The sequence below is a fragment of the Klebsiella michiganensis genome (assembly GCF_002925905.1).
GTDB classification, from domain to species: Bacteria; Pseudomonadota; Gammaproteobacteria; order Enterobacterales; family Enterobacteriaceae; genus Klebsiella; species Klebsiella michiganensis.
Window position 1 is genome coordinate 299,776 of record NZ_PRDB01000006.1, and the last position, 14,115, is coordinate 313,890.

Annotated in this window: 19 protein-coding genes; 12 read left to right on the forward strand and 7 right to left on the reverse strand. The window is 56.9% G+C overall.

Annotation, left to right across the window (positions count from 1 at the left end):
• Positions 1–6 precede the first annotated feature (6 nt).
• From CDA56_RS15765 to CDA56_RS15790, 6 genes are read left to right on the forward strand one after another with little or no spacing between them, the layout of a single operon-like run.
• A complete protein-coding gene (locus CDA56_RS15765) occupies positions 7–747 on the forward strand; it encodes a creatininase family protein (protein WP_025106289.1) in 741 nt (246 codons plus the stop codon).
• Positions 740–1,183, forward strand: coding sequence for a PTS sugar transporter subunit IIA (locus CDA56_RS15770; RefSeq protein ID WP_025106290.1), 444 nt, complete (start codon positions 740–742; stop codon positions 1,181–1,183). Before CDA56_RS15765 ends, CDA56_RS15770 begins: the two co-directional genes overlap by 8 nt.
• A gap of 25 nt (positions 1,184–1,208) precedes the next feature.
• A complete protein-coding gene (locus CDA56_RS15775) occupies positions 1,209–1,496 on the forward strand; it encodes a PTS sugar transporter subunit IIB (RefSeq protein WP_004851015.1) in 288 nt (95 codons plus the stop codon).
• Positions 1,493–2,803, forward strand: coding sequence for a PTS ascorbate transporter subunit IIC (locus CDA56_RS15780; RefSeq protein ID WP_004851013.1), 1,311 nt, complete (start codon positions 1,493–1,495; stop codon positions 2,801–2,803). Before CDA56_RS15775 ends, CDA56_RS15780 begins: the two co-directional genes overlap by 4 nt.
• Positions 2,804–2,819: 16 nt before the next feature.
• Positions 2,820–3,560, forward strand: coding sequence for a sugar isomerase domain-containing protein (locus CDA56_RS15785; RefSeq protein WP_025106291.1), 741 nt, complete (start codon positions 2,820–2,822; stop codon positions 3,558–3,560).
• A gap of 14 nt (positions 3,561–3,574) precedes the next feature.
• Positions 3,575–4,330: a GntR family transcriptional regulator gene (locus CDA56_RS15790; RefSeq protein ID WP_103814377.1), complete on the forward strand. Its 756-nt coding sequence runs from the start codon at positions 3,575–3,577 to the stop codon at positions 4,328–4,330.
• Here the strand turns inward: CDA56_RS15790 and CDA56_RS15795 are convergent.
• From CDA56_RS15795 to CDA56_RS15820, 5 genes are all read right to left on the reverse strand, one after another.
• Complete coding sequence (locus tag CDA56_RS15795; RefSeq protein ID WP_004120193.1) at positions 4,327–4,533, reverse strand: helix-turn-helix domain-containing protein; 207 nt, start codon at positions 4,531–4,533, stop codon at positions 4,327–4,329. The genes CDA56_RS15790 and CDA56_RS15795 overlap by 4 nt on opposite strands.
• Before the next feature lie 2 nt (positions 4,534–4,535).
• A complete protein-coding gene (locus CDA56_RS15800; RefSeq protein WP_025106292.1) occupies positions 4,536–5,069 on the reverse strand; it encodes a DUF2975 domain-containing protein in 534 nt (177 codons plus the stop codon).
• 27 nt (positions 5,070–5,096) lie between these two features.
• The gene (locus CDA56_RS15805; protein WP_103814379.1) at positions 5,097–5,441 is read right to left on the reverse strand and encodes a hypothetical protein; all 345 of its coding nucleotides are present in this window, start codon (positions 5,439–5,441) and stop codon (positions 5,097–5,099) included.
• A complete protein-coding gene (locus CDA56_RS15810; RefSeq protein ID WP_025106294.1) occupies positions 5,438–6,550 on the reverse strand; it encodes a serine hydrolase domain-containing protein in 1,113 nt (370 codons plus the stop codon). The genes CDA56_RS15805 and CDA56_RS15810 overlap by 4 nt, the downstream gene beginning before the upstream one ends.
• 392 nt (positions 6,551–6,942) lie before the next feature.
• Entirely contained in the window at positions 6,943–7,998 is a 1,056-nt protein-coding gene (locus CDA56_RS15820; protein WP_025106295.1) for an SDR family oxidoreductase, read from the reverse strand.
• A gap of 97 nt (positions 7,999–8,095) precedes the next feature.
• Here CDA56_RS15820 and CDA56_RS15825 point away from each other — a divergent pair, with 97 nt between their 5' ends.
• Together CDA56_RS15825 and CDA56_RS15830 are read left to right on the forward strand one after the other, a co-directional pair.
• Positions 8,096–8,983: a LysR family transcriptional regulator gene (locus CDA56_RS15825; RefSeq protein ID WP_049082563.1), complete on the forward strand. Its 888-nt coding sequence runs from the start codon at positions 8,096–8,098 to the stop codon at positions 8,981–8,983.
• Positions 8,984–9,054: 71 nt separating this feature from the next.
• On the forward strand, positions 9,055–9,723 hold the full coding sequence (locus CDA56_RS15830; protein WP_048262861.1) for a class I SAM-dependent methyltransferase: 669 nt from the start codon (positions 9,055–9,057) through the stop codon (positions 9,721–9,723).
• Between the two features lie 131 nt (positions 9,724–9,854).
• Here the strand turns inward: CDA56_RS15830 and CDA56_RS15835 are convergent, their stop codons facing one another.
• Positions 9,855–11,162, reverse strand: coding sequence for a serine hydrolase domain-containing protein (locus CDA56_RS15835; RefSeq protein WP_049079767.1), 1,308 nt, complete (start codon positions 11,160–11,162; stop codon positions 9,855–9,857).
• 108 nt (positions 11,163–11,270) lie between these two features.
• On the opposite strand from CDA56_RS15835, the gene CDA56_RS15840 reads away from it, so the two are divergent.
• Positions 11,271–12,149, forward strand: a complete 879-nt coding sequence (locus tag CDA56_RS15840; RefSeq protein ID WP_025106299.1) for a LysR family transcriptional regulator — start codon at positions 11,271–11,273, stop codon at positions 12,147–12,149.
• Positions 12,150–12,221: 72 nt separating this feature from the next.
• Here the strand turns inward: CDA56_RS15840 and CDA56_RS15845 are convergent, their stop codons facing one another.
• Positions 12,222–12,452, reverse strand: a complete 231-nt coding sequence (locus tag CDA56_RS15845; RefSeq protein WP_014229413.1) for a tautomerase family protein — start codon at positions 12,450–12,452, stop codon at positions 12,222–12,224.
• A 61-nt stretch (positions 12,453–12,513) separates the two neighbouring features.
• Here CDA56_RS15845 and CDA56_RS15850 point away from each other — a divergent pair, with 61 nt between their 5' ends.
• The 3 genes from CDA56_RS15850 (at position 12,514) to map (ending at position 14,073) form a co-directional block, all read left to right on the forward strand.
• Entirely contained in the window at positions 12,514–12,981 is a 468-nt protein-coding gene (locus tag CDA56_RS15850) for a winged helix-turn-helix transcriptional regulator (RefSeq protein ID WP_014229412.1), read from the forward strand.
• Positions 12,982–13,094: 113 nt separating this feature from the next.
• Entirely contained in the window at positions 13,095–13,313 is a 219-nt protein-coding gene (locus CDA56_RS15855; RefSeq protein WP_014838522.1) for a ParD-like family protein, read from the forward strand.
• Positions 13,294–14,073, forward strand: a complete 780-nt coding sequence (gene map / locus CDA56_RS15860) for a type I methionyl aminopeptidase (RefSeq protein WP_004850994.1) — start codon at positions 13,294–13,296, stop codon at positions 14,071–14,073. The genes CDA56_RS15855 and map overlap by 20 nt, the downstream gene beginning before the upstream one ends.
• Positions 14,074–14,115: the final 42 nt, after the last annotated feature.

The following is a 14,115-nucleotide window of genomic DNA, read 5'->3' on the forward strand; positions in this document are numbered from 1 at the left end:
GATGTTATGAAGCTGCATCGTTTAAACGAAAGCGAGGCCCGGCGGGCGTTACAAAAGGCGCGGATCGCCTTATTGCCGCTAGGCGCCGTCGAGCCGCACGGCGACCACCTGCCGCTGGATACCGATAACCTGCTGGCCGAGCGGTTTTGCGCGCTGCTTGACGAGCAGCTGGGCGAGTGCGCCCTGAGCCTGCCGGTCGTTTCCTACAGCCAGGTCTGGTCCCTGCGCGGCCACGCGGGCGCGATTGATATCGGTCATGAACGGCTGACGTCGCTGCTGGTGTCGCTGGCGGAAAACATGGCCAGCTACGGTATCACCACCACGGCGGTGATTAACGCGCATTACGGCAATTTTGATGCGATGAAAGCGGCCTCCCGGCAGCTAAAAGAGCAGGGTATTACCTTGCTTAACTATAGCTGGGCGGGGATGGAGGAGGAGGTAAAACGACGGCAAACCACCGCGGTGGCTTACCCCGGCTATATGCATGCTGATGAGGTCGAAACCTCGCTGATGCTGGCGCTGGCGCCAGAGTTCGTCACCATGACCAACGCCCGCGCGCACTATCCGGCTTTCCCGAACAATTTTCGCTATCAGCCGATACCCTGGACCGAGTTTTCTGACTATGCGGTGCTGGGCGATCCAACTGCCGCCAGCGAAGAGAAAGGGCGCGCGTTCGTCCAGCGGGCGCTGGCGACCACGCTTGCCTCTATCCGTCATCACTTAACCCAAGGAGCCTCCGATGATTGAGCGTCAGGCGATACGTGTAGACTGCCCGGCCGCTACCCCTGAGGAGGCCATCCGCGAGGCGGGGAACGCGTTGTGCTGCGCGGGAGCCTGTAGCCCGCAATACGTCCAGGCAATGGTCGATAGCTACCGCGAGCTGGGCCCCTATTTTGTCATTGCCCCCGGGCTGGCGCTGCCGCATGCCCGCCCGGAGCAGGGGGCGATGAAAGCGCAGATCAGCGCGGTCAGGCTGCGTGAACCGCTGGCGTTTGGTCATGCGGAAAACGACCCGGTGCAGGTGGTGCTGGGGCTTTCGGCAACCAGCAGCGATGCCCATATCCACCTTATCCAGCATATCGTGACCGTACTCAGCGATGAAAATAACCTGCATACCCTGATGCATTCGAACGATCCAGAACAACTTTATCGGCTGTTAGCCAGCGGCTCGCAGCGTTTGTAGCGTGATGAACACGGAGTGAATAGCGATGAAAATTCTGACAGTCTGTGGTTTAGGTATGGGCTCCAGCCTGATTTTAAAAATGAACGTTGAGGCGGTGTTGAAACAGCACGGGATTCAGGCCTCCGTGGAACATATGGATGTCTCTTCCGCCGCTTCGGCCAACGCCGATGTGGTGATAACCAACGCGGAGCTGGTGGACAACCTTAAGCATCTGTCCTGTCCGGTGGTGGTGGTGAACAACTATATCGATAACGCCGAAATCACCGCGGCGCTGACCCAGGCGAAAATTCTGCCCGCAGGAGAGCCGTCATGAGCGAGTTTCTTGGCGTGCTGCGCTGGATCACCATCAATATATTTGGTGAAGCGTCGATCTTAATTGGCCTGATTGTGCTGCTGGGGCTAGTGCTGCAAAAGAAATCGCTGGCGGACATTGTGTCCGGCACCCTGAAAGGCATTCTGGGCTTTCTGATCATCGGCGCGGGGGCCGGGATTATCGTCTCCGCGCTGCTGATATTTCAGCCGATCTGGACCGAAGTTTTCGGTCTCAGCTCCATGAACCTGACCAATATTATCGGCCAGGCGCGCTTCAGCGAACGCTACGGAAGCAGCGTGACCATCGCCATTGCCGGCGGATTCGCCATCAATTTGCTGCTGGCCCGGCTGACGCGCTTTAAATACATCTACCTGACAGGACATATGATGTTCTGGACGACGATGATCTTTGCCGGGGTGATGGTGAACACCGAGCCCGCTATTTCAGCGGTGCAGCTGACGCTGATGCTAACGGTGATTATGGGGCTCTACTGGACCCTACAGCCCGCGCTGGTTCAGCCCTGGGTGCGAAAAATCACCGGCAACGACAACGTGGCGCTGGGGCATACTTCCGCCTCCGTCGCGCTGCTGGGGGCGATTTTTGGCCAGATTTTCGCCCGCAACAAAATCAGCTCCGAAGATATCAAAGTCCCTAAAAAGTTGGGTTTCCTGCGCGACTCCAACGTGGTGACGGCGTTGACCATGGCGCTGCTGTTCTTTATTGGCACCTTTATTCTGCAGATTAAAGGTACGCCGAAAGCGGCGGAGATTCTGGCGCAATCCGGCGACCTGAGCTTCTACATCTATGCCCTCAAACAATCGCTGATGTTTACCGGCGGCATTGCCGTCGTGCTGCTCGGCGTACGGATGTTTATTGGCGAAATGGTGCCGGCGTTTAACGGCATCGGATCGCGGCTGGTGCCCGGCGCAAAACCGGCGCTGGACTGCCCGATACTGTTTAACTTTGCGCCAAACGCGGTGGTGCTGGGGTTTGTCGGCGCTTTTGTCGGCTCGCTGCTGTGGCTGACCCTGATCGGCCGCTATACCGGCTACGTTTTTATTCCCAGTATGATTGTGATTTTCTTTCACGCCGGTACGGCGGGGGTCTTCGGCAATATTACCGGAGGCTATAAAGGCGCTCTGCTGGCGGGGTTTATCACCTCGACCGTGGTCGCCTGGGGGCAGTATTTCTGCGTCACCGGCTTTATCGACAATACGATCCCGGATACCGCGCTATGGGCAGGCGACAGCGATATGTTTGTCCTCGCGCCAGTCATTCATCTTTTGACCCGCCTGCTGGCGTTCTGATATCGGGAGGAAGTCTATGAGTCAGGCCCTGAAACAGTACTACAGTCAGATCCGCCAGAAGCTGGCTTTTCTTGAGCAGCGCCCCGATGAACTCACCCGGGCGGCGGAAATCATGTCCCACAGCATTATGGGGCAGCGCAACATCTTCGTCTTTGGCGCCAGCCACGCCGGGATTCTGGCGGAGGAGATGAGCTATCGCGCGGGCGGCCTGGCCATCATCAATCCGCTTTTTACGCCTGCGCTGATGCTTAACGTCAGGCCGTTAACCCTCACCAGCGCGGTGGAAAATGTGGAGCACCTCGGTCGGGTACTGGTGGAGCAGTCGCCGCTAAGGGCTGAAGATACGCTGCTGATCCATTCGGTGTCGGGACGCAACGCGATTACCATTGATGTCGCGCTGGCGGCGAAAGCGTGCGGCGCAACGGTTATCGCGATTACCAGCCTGGCGACGGCGGCGCGCGTCACGTCGCGCCACTCCAGCGGCAAGCTGCTGGTGGATGTGGCCGATATCACCATTGATAACCACTGCGAATATGGCGATGCGGCGGTGAGCCTGCCGGGGATGGCGCAGAAAGCCGCGCCGCTCTCCACCATCATGGGCGCGACTATCGCCAACAGCCTGGTATTACGTATTTGCGAAATCATGCTGGAAAATGCGCGCACGCCGCCCATTCTCGCCAGCGCAAACATAGACGGTAATCAGGAGATAAATCAGGATATACTTAGCGCTTACAGGAGCCAGATACACTACCTCTGAGTTGGAGCACAAGTATGTTTGAGTCGGATGGACTCCCTCTCTATTTAAGGATAAAAGACGTTATCCTGCAGCGGATCCTCTCTTTTACCTATGACGATAAACTCCCGGGCGAACTGCTGCTCGCCGGGGAGTTTAAGGTCGCGCGCGGTACCATTAAACAGGCGATAGATTCGCTGGCCAGTATTGGCATGGTGTACCGCGAACAGGGTAAAGGGACGTTTATTAACCGCGATGCGCTGCAGAAATACTACACCGACCTCCCGGACGTACTGACCACCTTTGCTCCGCCGGGGGAGATAGCCGTGGAAGTTCTGTCGCTGATTTCGACCATGGCCGACCGCCAGGTGGCGGAGCAAATGGGGCTGGATTTAGGCTGCCAGCTGGTGCGTCTGGAGCGGCTGTTAGTGCAGGGCGATCGGCCGGTTGGCCATGTGCTGACCTGGCTTAATGGCCGTATCTATAACGATCTGAGCCACGTGGACGGCAGCCGATCGCTGTATAAGCAGCTGCGGGAAACGTTCGGCTACTCGCCGGCCAACGCCACGGAACGCTATACGCCGGTGTGCTGCGATAGCCGCACGGCGGGATTGCTCAATATTGAACCCGGCCAGGCTCTGTTTCGCATTGAGCGCGTCGCCCGCGATCTGGATGATGTGGTGCTTGAATACAGCGTCACGCATACCCTTGACGCCAGCCTGTCGCTGCAAATCGCCACCAGCCAGAGCAGCATGAGCCAGCAGTGGGCCTGCACGATCGAGAAAGGGCGTTAATCCGCCTCCCAGGCGAGAATATCGCCTGGCTGGCACTCCAGCGCCTGGCAGATTTTTGCCAGCGTATCGAAGCGGATGCCTTTCACCTTTCCTGATTTGAGCAAAGACAGGTTTTGCTCGGTAATCCCTACATAGGCCGCCAGCGCTCTGGACGTCATTTTCCTCTCTACCAGCAATTTGTCCAGATTAACCACTACCGCCATAGTCAGATGAACTCCTTATTCTCATTTTCCGCTCTGATCCCTTCGAGCATGGAGTGAAACGTCACAAATAACAAGCCGCCGGTCAGCAACAGGACAAAATCGCTAAGTAAAAGAACGATCTGGGTATAAGGATGCGGCCAGTAAAAAACCAGCGGCACCAGGAAGCGAAACAGCGGCAGCAGGAGACCCATCCCCAGCATCGCCAGCGCAATTTTTCGTACCCTCAGCGCCAGGTCGAGGCTCAGAATGGTGCGTTTTCTGACGTATTGAGTGACGCGGATCCCCTGCCAGATCGCCCAGGCGAAAAGCCCGGCGGGTAAATAGAGTATCGCCAGCAGCGCCAGCAGTTTAAAAGTCGGTGCCGTCAGACCGCTTTCATTACCGAGCGGAACCTCGGCAAACTCAAGCATATTCGCGAGGAAAAACGACTCGCCGGTAAAATAGATCCACGCTGGCGTAATGACCGCCAGAATAAAAAACAGCGGTAATATTCCAGCCAGTAAGAACAGGCTGAGTTTGTTTCGTGCGTTTTTCACCTTTAACCTTCCTGAATAATGGTGCGATTACGGAACCAGCACGCCTAAGCATGACATAAGGAGCAGAGATAAGACAACGTGTAGTCCGGCCGCCCGTCGCGACGGGCCGCGGAACCACGGGCGCTGCCAGACGCTAAACAGACCGATGGCAATAAACGCCGCCTGTATTGTCCAGGTCAACATTCGCATCAGGTAGCCTGTTTTACTCAGGTTATCGATGGTTTGTAATGACTCGGCAATATAAATAACAATGAAGGTGAAGAGAACATAATTAATAAGGCGTACTTTGTACCGTGCAAACCCGTTTCCGGAAATAAAGACCGCCACTGACAGCAGGGTCAATATCGCCCACAGCATATTAATCCAGTTCATCGTTCTTCCTTAACGTCGGATAGCGTGGAAAGCAGCAATTTGATTGCCGGCACAATTACCGGCCATGCGGTATCTGAGAGGATCACGACGGCGGTTTTACGCTCGGGGTCAAAGGCCATCACGGCGGCATAGCCCGCGGACTGACCATCGTGCCAGATAATATCCCGTCCCTTGATAGCGGTGGTGAACCATGAATAGCCTACCCGTGAATCGGGATCGTCGGTCGCGAACCGCGGCGCCATGCCCTGGCTTCCGGCCAGTTTTCCTGCCATAAGCGCCTGGGCATATTTCGTCATATCGACAATAGTGGAACGTACGCCGGCCGCAGGCGAGAAGGCGTTTAAGATCCACGGCGCTTCGCGTAAACCTGACGCTGACCAGCCCGGCATAAATGCCGCGTCAGGCGGCGTCGTCTCTTGCGCCACAAGCGAACGGGTCATCCCGGCCGGTGCAAAAACGCGCTGTTCCAGCAACGCCGCGAATGTACGGTGAGAGGCGCGTTCCAGCGCTAGCCCCAGCAGGGCAAACCCGGAATTGGAGTAATCAAATATTTTGACCTTCGGTATCCGCGCCCGGTTAATCATTTCCGCCAGCTCCTGGCGATCGTAGCTCCACGGGTTTTCTCGTCTCACAATGGCGGTAAGCATGGCGATTTTCTGCGTGAGCGATGAGGCGAACGGAGGCAGGCCCGAACGATGCGAGACGAGCTCCTCAAGGCTAATATTCCGCGCCGGACCGACGAGCTCTGGCACCAGATCGCCGACCTGCGTCGTGGCTGTGACTTCGCCGCGCCGGATGGCATCAATCAGCAGGCTGGCGGTCAGGGTTTTGCTGAGGCTGCCAATCTCAAACTGCCTGGCATAATCATTGCCCCAGATACCATAGCGCACGCCGCCTGGCGTGATGAGCGCTGCGGCGACGTGACCGTGCGCGCCTTTGAGCAGCGGCGTTAAAAAGGCAACCAGCGCTTTGTCCCCGGATACCTGGGTGGTTAAGGGTCTGAAGCCGGGTTGCAAATAAATGCCTGCCGCCATCACCGCGACAAAAGCCAGGCCTGAGCACAGGATTTGCCAGTCACTGCAGTATCTGCGGTATCGATACCCGATCATGCTTTCTCCTTAAAATGAGTACAACCGCAATGAATACAAGGTGTACTGGACCCTGAATAGCGTGGAGCAACTGACGCGCCCGTCCCGGCAAATCCTGACATCTCGGCTGACATCGCCGGCGCGCGCCGCAGCGCCCCGGAGAGTAACCCCCCGCGCAGCATACTTCTGTTCATGACTTGCCTCTCCTGGCAATCTGGTCGGTGAAAGAGCGCGCAGATTATCCTGGTGTTTATCGTTTTACAATAAACTTTTATCGTTTTATATTTAATTAAAAAGCGGGGAGAGCCAGAGCGCGAAGCGCGAGTCGCGCGCGAAAAACAGAAGCGTGGGTTGATCGCGCGGCGTTAATGGCTCTTTGAGAGTGGCAGAATATCTGTCTGGCGGAGGCGTTATCAGGGGATAATGCGCGCGGCTCTCAGCTGAGCGAACAGGCGGAAAAACATATCGTCGGTGGCCTGCATTTCAGTGAAGCCCGCCCGGCGCAGTTTGCTGCCATCGCCAAACATGTCGTAGTTCCAGCCAAAGACGAAATCAGCAAATTTACCGTCGCTGAGCCTTAAGATGTCCGCTTCCACCAGACTCTGCCCGGCCAGTTCGCGCCAGTGCGAGCGGTAATCCACAAACAGCTGGTTAAATGACAGTCTGACCGGCGGGGCGGATGCCAGTTCAAACCAGCTCGCGATGCGCGGCCACAGCTCGCACCAGCGCCAGATGTCGCCGTTATTGACGTTGAACGCCTGGTTTTGCGCCGTTGGCGAGGTCGCGGCCCAGAGCGTGGCATCAGCCAGCAACCCGGCGTCCGTGTGATCGACAATGCTGTGCCAGGTTTTTTCCGAACCGGGGAAACGCAGCGGTAGATCCTGCGCTTTACATAGCGAAGCATAGATCGCGATGCTGAGTGCGAGATTCATGGCGTTGCCGGGCACCGTACTGCCGACCACGCCCGGCCTGATCGCGTTCCAGCGCCACGTTTTTCCGCGCTGGAAATGGCTGAGCCAGGTGAGCTGAGCGGCGTTAAATTCGGCCCCGGGTACGCCGGGATCGCTTTCACGCGCCGGGGTTTTGAACGGACCAAGATGCGCGCCGTACACTTTGTATCCCTGCATCAGGCTTACCGTCCGTAGCGGTGCGGTTTGCTCGATGTTGCTGACCAGGTTGCGCAGCATGGTGACGTTCGGTTCAACCATTTCCGCCCAGTTCCCGGCGTTGGCCCATGCGCTGTAAAAAATGTGGGTGACGCCGTTGAGCGAATGCAGTTTTTGCGCGCTGTGCTGCGCATCCAGTAAATCGACGTGAATGAAGGGAATGTTTTCCGGGTGGGACGATGCATGGCGGCTGAGGCCGATAACCTCCCAGCGATTGCGTAACAGCGTTTTCACCAGTTCTCTGCCAATAATGCCGCTGGCGCCGGCGACCAGGGCGATTTTGGGTTGCGGTATCTTATTCACGTTGCTTCTCCAGGGTGGGTGACAGAGGCAGTGTGGTATATTATTTTTTTCACGCATATCCCGTAAAACTGATGGCACTTATAAGCAGAATCATTAAATGAATAATAAGCTCAACGCCATTGCCACCTTCCTGCGCGTGGTAGAAGCGGGATCCTTTTCAGCGGCAGCCCGCCAGTGCGGAATGAAACAATCCGCCGTCAGTCAGCAGATCGCGGCGCTTGAGGAGGAGCTTGGGGTGGTGTTGCTGCACCGAACCACGCGTGCGATGGCGCTGACCGAGCAGGGAGAAATTTACCGGCGCGATATGCAGCTTTTGCTGGAAGCGATGCATGAAGCGGAAAGGCGCTTACAGCCAACCGATCGCCAGTGGCAAGGCCGGGTGCACGTGCAGCTGCCGAGCGGCCTGGGGCAGCTCTTTTTGCCGCATCTGCTGGCGCTGCAGAAAATGCACCCCGAGCTGCGTCTGACGCTTTCTCTTGATGACCGCATTGCCGATCTGGTTGCTGAAGGAGTGGATGTCGCGCTGCGGTTGAGCAGTGAACCGCCGCCGGGGAGTGCGGCGCGCGTGCTGGCGCGTATTGAAACTGCGCTCTTTGCCGCCCCCGGTTTTAAAACGGTGCATGCCGTCAGCGAGCTGGCCGCCCACCCGCACGTGCGGTTCAGCGGCATCGCGCAGGACGCGCCGCTGCGGCTGGTCTCGGGTGATAAAACGGTTGATATGAAAGTCAATACCGTGTTTCGGGCTAACACCAGCGAAGCGCTGCTGCAGGCGTTAGAGTCCGGCATCGGTATCGGCGGCATGCAGTTACCCCTTGCGGCCCACGCTTTGCAGTCCGGCAGGCTGGTACCGGTATTACCCGCCTGGCGATTACCCGATCGCGTTCTCTATGCGGTCTATCCTGACGCCCGCTTTATCCCACCGCGGGTAAGAAGTATTATCGACGTGATTGAACAATTGCTGCCTGAGATGACGGAGAGTGTCTGACGGTTGGTTTTTCTCCTGCCTCTACCGCGCGTAAAGTGACGAGCGTTGCTGCTGACAAAGGCGTCTTGATTATGAACCGCTATGAAAAAGAGTATCGGCAGTTGCTGGCAAATGGCGCTATCGCCTGGGCTGGCGAAGGTTATTTCCGGGCCAAAGAACAACAGGAGCGCGTTTTTAGCTGGCTTCATTTACAGCACTATTTCCCCCAACCCGGCGCGCCTGTCCTTGAGCTGGGGTGCGGGAATGGCGCGATGGCCGCGCAGTATTTTGCGGAACGAGGCTATTCGGTGTGGGGAATAGATTGGTCCGAAACCGCGATCCGATGGGCACAAAATCGTTTTCAGCAAGCGGGTCTCCCGGCAAATTTTTTTGTTGGAGATGTCTGCCATATTCATCAGTGTCAGGATGCGACGTTTGAGCTCATTGTTGATGGCAGCTGTATGCATTGCCTGATTGATGATGCCCGCCACCTCTGCTTCGCCGAAGTCAGAAGATTACTGAAACCCGGAGGACGGCTGGTGATCGGCTCCATGTGCGGAACCCCGCGTCATCCCGAGGATATTCTCGCGTACGATCCTATCAGCCATCATTTACTTAAAGAGGGCAAACCCTGGCGTACGTTGCGACCGCTCCAGGCCCTGCTGGACGAGATTCGGGCGGAGCAATTTACGGTTCTTGAGGTGAATATTAATGAGAACGCATGGTGGGATCATGCCACCGTGGTATGTAGAGTCGATTAACCTTCACGCCTCCCGTCCGCTCTGGCCTGGAGCGGACGGGGAGCTTATGGGTAAACGTGAACGTTCTGCCGCCGGCGACGGTGCCAGGCCCCTGATTCAGGCGCTCAGCACCGACGGGATCCAAACCGGCGTTAATGCAGTGCCTTCGCTATCGCGCTAAACATCAGCGAGGCTTCCAGCGGTTGGGCGCTGAAGGCGGGCTCAGCCTGCGGCCAGGTCGACCACTGAACGATGACCAGATTTTCCGCCTGATTAACCATTATCATCTGACCAAAAATGCCCAGCGCCCACAGCGAATGTTGAAGGGATGCCTGCGGCGCAGGTTCAACGTTGGTCGCATTGGCCGGCACTTCATTGTTCCACCACTGGTAGCCGTAAATACCGTGTGGATGCGCCGCGGACACCGAGCCTGCCGCCCGAGTCCAGCGTGATGACTTGGCAACCCAGTTTTCCGGCAAGATCTGCTCGCCGTTCGGCAGCACGCCGTTATGCAGAATGAACTCACCGAAGCGCCCCCAATCCTCTAACGTGGCGTTAAAGCCGTGCGCGCCCACATCGTGCTCACCTTTTGTGTAGGCATGCCACACGCCGTCGCTCGCCATACCGTAGGGTTGCCAGATACTTTTTTCCAGATATGCCGCCAGCGTCATGCCGGTGGCGCGTTCCAGCACATCCCCCAGCAGCCATGCGCCGCCGGAGGAGTAAGACCAGTTCTCGCCGGCAGGATGCGCGCGGCGCAGGCCGGACACCAACTGACGTACGCAGTCATAGGCGCCGGGTCTGGCTTCACACTCGGTAAGCCGGGCGAAGTCCGATTGCGGATTAGTGTAGTCCTCATTCCACGCCACCCCGGAGGTGTGGCTAATCAGCTGCTTCAGGGTCACACCGTCCCAGGCGGTGCCTTTCAGGTCGGGTTCATACTGGGTGATGAGATCGTCGAGCGAGTGAATTTTGCCCTGTTTAATCGCCACGCCCACCAGGGTGGCAACCACGGATTTGCCCACCGAGCGCGATGTCCAGAGAGTGGTGTCGGTATTGCCTTCTGCCAGATATTTCCAGGCCACTTTGCCATTTTTCAGCACCAGCATGCCGCTGACGTTCTGGCGCCGCAGGTAATCCTGCAGATTCCAGGTTTGACCGTTCACCCGATAGCTTGCGTCGGTTAAGCGTTTCGCCGCGGCCTGCAACGGCACGGCATTACCGTGATGAAACACATCGCCCGCGTAATTGCGGTAGTCGTTACGAAAGCCGATTACCCGGTCGGTCTGGCTCCAGGTGAGCATGTTGTGGGGATCCGGAAGCGGCGCATCAAAGGGGGCGGGACAGACGCTGAGTTCGGTGCCGGTACAGGCGGCCTGCGCGGCGGGCGCCAGCAGGACGCTGCAGAGACTGATAACAACGCCAGACAGCAGGCCAGGGTTAAACACTTTGCTTTTCATATTTTTACTCGTTCAGCTCAGGAAGGTGTTCAGCTTAAAAAAACGCGGCCTATAATAAAAAACGCATCATGGGGGAAAATCCCCCACAACAACTGAATGGAGGGCCGTATGCCGAGCCTGATATATTCTTTTGCCCAGTTGGAGGCCTTCACCGCCGTGGTTGAGTGCAAAAGCCTGGCGAAAGCGGCGCGCCAGCTGGGCAAGGACCGGACGACGCTGCGCGATTTAATTGAGTTCCTCGAAGATGGCCTGGGGTATGCGCTGTTCCTGCGCGAAGGGCGAAGCCTGCGCCTGACGCCGGAAGGTGAGCAGCTGCAGCGGCAGGCGCACCTGCTGATGCGCCAGGTGAAAGCGTTTGAAGCGTTTGCCAGGGCGGTGCCGAACAGCGCCACGCAGGACATGACCCTGGTCTACGATCCCTTTACCCCCAGAACGCTGCTGCAGGGGCTGATTAGCGCTATGGCCCAGCGCAACGTTCGTCTGAGTCTGATAAACGCGTCGCGCGACGAGGCGGAAAAGCTGCTGGCGAGCGGGCAGGCCGACCTGGGGATCTGCCAGGCGCGCCATCGTAGCGTGGGAGACGCTATGGAGTGGCGCGCCTTAGGGGCAATCGAGATGGATTTTTACGCCGCCGAAGCGCTTTTTCCCGGCGCTAAACAACCGCTATCCCTGCTGGAACTTTCGCTGGCGCCGCAGGTGATTATGCACCCGGATACTGACGAGCCCGTGGCCCGCCGTCTGCAAATTTCAGGACATACCATCTTCACCAACGACCTGGAGATGCTGCGCGGCCTGCTTGAACAGGGCTGCGGTTGGGGATTCTTGCCGACGCACATGAATGCGGCGCGCTGGAAAAACGTCACAACCTTGCGCACCGAAGTTGGCAATCAGGGGATCGGCCAAACGATGGTCACTATCTGGAAGCCGGGCAACGACAGGCGGGCGCTGGTAGCTGACACGCTGGACTTGTTGCCGGCATTGTGGTGAAAGCCGGGCCTCGCTGCTGGCATTTCGGCGACAGGGCGAGGCGTAAATGGAGAAATACGCGACCTTGCGGAGCTATTGAGCAGACGAAAATTTTGCCGCGATCGCTTCAGCCGTGGGCTGTATGCCGCCCAGACTCCACTGTTCCGGCTCATGCTCATCAATGCGAACCCAGACTGAACGGCGGAACTCAGGATCGCCTTTCCCTTCAATTTCGACAATCAGATCGGTCATGCGGCGTAAAAGCTCTTTTTTTTGCTCCGGGTTCATTATTCCTTTAATGGTTTGTACATTGACGAAGGGCATTGTATTCTCCTTGGTAATCTAGGTCTAATATTCATACTCAGGTTAAAGAGCGAAAGCGGACATGTCAAAAAATAATTCAGTTGCCTACCTATTACCGGAGCTTTGCGGGCTTTCTGCGGCAGCGGAAATCCTGGGAGATCGGTGGGTTTTGTTGATTTTAAGAGAGGCTTTCTACGGCGTGACCCGCTTTGAAACGATCCGCTCGCATACAAAAATGCCTAAGCAGACGCTGGCAAACCGGTTAAAGAAAATGACGGAACTGGGTTTATTGAGCAAAACGCCTTATCAGGAAGAAGGCGTGCGCGAACGTTATGAGTATATCCTTACGCCAAAAAGCCGCAGCCTGGCGCCGATCCTGTTTTCCCTGATGGCGTGGGGGCATAAAAATATCCTGCATGATGAACCGCATATTGCGCTGGTGGATAAAGAGAGCGGGGACGTCGTCCACAACGCATTTGTGACGACGAAAGGCACCGTTGTTGAACCTCGGAACATCCAGATAGTGGCTCTGAACCTTAACCAGCCGTAGCGCGGGCGACATAAACCGCAACCCCATTTTCTGCTTTCTGACGGCAAACGTTGTCTGCTTGAGCGGGGAGGCGTAATATACGAAACATATATAAATTGTTACGGTACGTATAAATGGGCATTGTAAAAATTTCCGACCTGCTGCACGATGATATTCGTGACGCCAGCAAGGCGATGTCGCGTTCGGTCAACGCGCAGGCGGAGTACTGGATCCGTCTGGGTATGATGAGCGAGCTCTATCCCGAACTTAACCATCAGCAAATTAAGCTGCTGATGCTCAAGTCCGGCTCTGACCGGTTGCTGGAGGTGATCAATGCTATCAATTCCCATTAAGACCGCGGACGAGCTGGCCAGACAGCGCCGCGCAGGTGAGCTGCTGGCCTCGGTTTTTGACATGCTGGATACCTTTATTCAGCCCGGTATCTCCACCATGGCCATCAACAACCGGGTGGAGGATTTTATCGTCAACGATCTGCATTCCCGCCCGGCCAGCAAAGGGCAATATGATTTCCCCTACGTGCTGAATACGTCGATCAACGAAGTGGTTTGTCACGGTATGCCAAAGGAGAGCGAGCATCTGAAATCCGGCATGATCGTGAATGTGGATATTACGCTGGAAAAAGAGGGGCTGATTGCCGATTCCAGCAAAATGTATCTGATTGGCGAGGTTTCACCGCTGGCCCGTCGGCTGGTGCAGAAAACCTACGAAGCGATGTGGAAAGGGATCAAGGTCGTCAGGCCGGGTGCGACGCTGGGCGATATCGGCCATGCTATCCAGACTTATGTCGAAGGTAACGGTTACAGCGTGGTCAGGGAGTACTGCGGCCACGGCGTCGGCAGAGAGATGCACGAAGATCCCCAGGTGCTGCATTACGGCATACCCGGCACCGGCGCCGTGCTCAAGGAGGGGATGGTGTTTACCATTGAACCGATGGTGAACCAGGGCGATAGCCGGATTAAAACCAAAAAAGATGGCTGGACGGTGGTCACCCGCGATAAAAAACTGTCCGCGCAGTGGGAGCACACCGTCGCCGTCACCGCGGATGGATTCGAAGTCCTGACCCTGCGTAAAGATGAAGCGATCCCGGAGTAGCCCAAACAACAGGTTTCACGCCCGGGCAGTGAAACCTGTCAG

Coding starts and splice junctions, on each gene's coding strand:
- CDA56_RS15765 (WP_025106289.1), top strand. CDS start 7: ATGAAGCTGCATCGTTTAAACGAAAGCGAGGCCCGGCGGGCGTTACAA.
- CDA56_RS15770 (WP_025106290.1), top strand. CDS start 740: ATGATTGAGCGTCAGGCGATACGTGTAGACTGCCCGGCCGCTACCCCT.
- CDA56_RS15775 (WP_004851015.1), top strand. CDS start 1,209: ATGAAAATTCTGACAGTCTGTGGTTTAGGTATGGGCTCCAGCCTGATT.
- CDA56_RS15780 (WP_004851013.1), top strand. CDS start 1,493: ATGAGCGAGTTTCTTGGCGTGCTGCGCTGGATCACCATCAATATATTT.
- CDA56_RS15785 (WP_025106291.1), top strand. CDS start 2,820: ATGAGTCAGGCCCTGAAACAGTACTACAGTCAGATCCGCCAGAAGCTG.
- CDA56_RS15790 (WP_103814377.1), top strand. CDS start 3,575: ATGTTTGAGTCGGATGGACTCCCTCTCTATTTAAGGATAAAAGACGTT.
- CDA56_RS15795 (WP_004120193.1), bottom strand. CDS start 4,533: ATGGCGGTAGTGGTTAATCTGGACAAATTGCTGGTAGAGAGGAAAATG.
- CDA56_RS15805 (WP_103814379.1), bottom strand. CDS start 5,441: ATGAACTGGATTAATATGCTGTGGGCGATATTGACCCTGCTGTCAGTG.
- CDA56_RS15810 (WP_025106294.1), bottom strand. CDS start 6,550: ATGATCGGGTATCGATACCGCAGATACTGCAGTGACTGGCAAATCCTG.
- CDA56_RS15825 (WP_049082563.1), top strand. CDS start 8,096: ATGAATAATAAGCTCAACGCCATTGCCACCTTCCTGCGCGTGGTAGAA.
- CDA56_RS15830 (WP_048262861.1), top strand. CDS start 9,055: ATGAACCGCTATGAAAAAGAGTATCGGCAGTTGCTGGCAAATGGCGCT.
- CDA56_RS15835 (WP_049079767.1), bottom strand. CDS start 11,162: ATGAAAAGCAAAGTGTTTAACCCTGGCCTGCTGTCTGGCGTTGTTATC.
- CDA56_RS15840 (WP_025106299.1), top strand. CDS start 11,271: ATGCCGAGCCTGATATATTCTTTTGCCCAGTTGGAGGCCTTCACCGCC.
- CDA56_RS15845 (WP_014229413.1), bottom strand. CDS start 12,452: ATGCCCTTCGTCAATGTACAAACCATTAAAGGAATAATGAACCCGGAG.
- CDA56_RS15850 (WP_014229412.1), top strand. CDS start 12,514: ATGTCAAAAAATAATTCAGTTGCCTACCTATTACCGGAGCTTTGCGGG.
- CDA56_RS15855 (WP_014838522.1), top strand. CDS start 13,095: ATGGGCATTGTAAAAATTTCCGACCTGCTGCACGATGATATTCGTGAC.
- map (WP_004850994.1), top strand. CDS start 13,294: ATGCTATCAATTCCCATTAAGACCGCGGACGAGCTGGCCAGACAGCGC.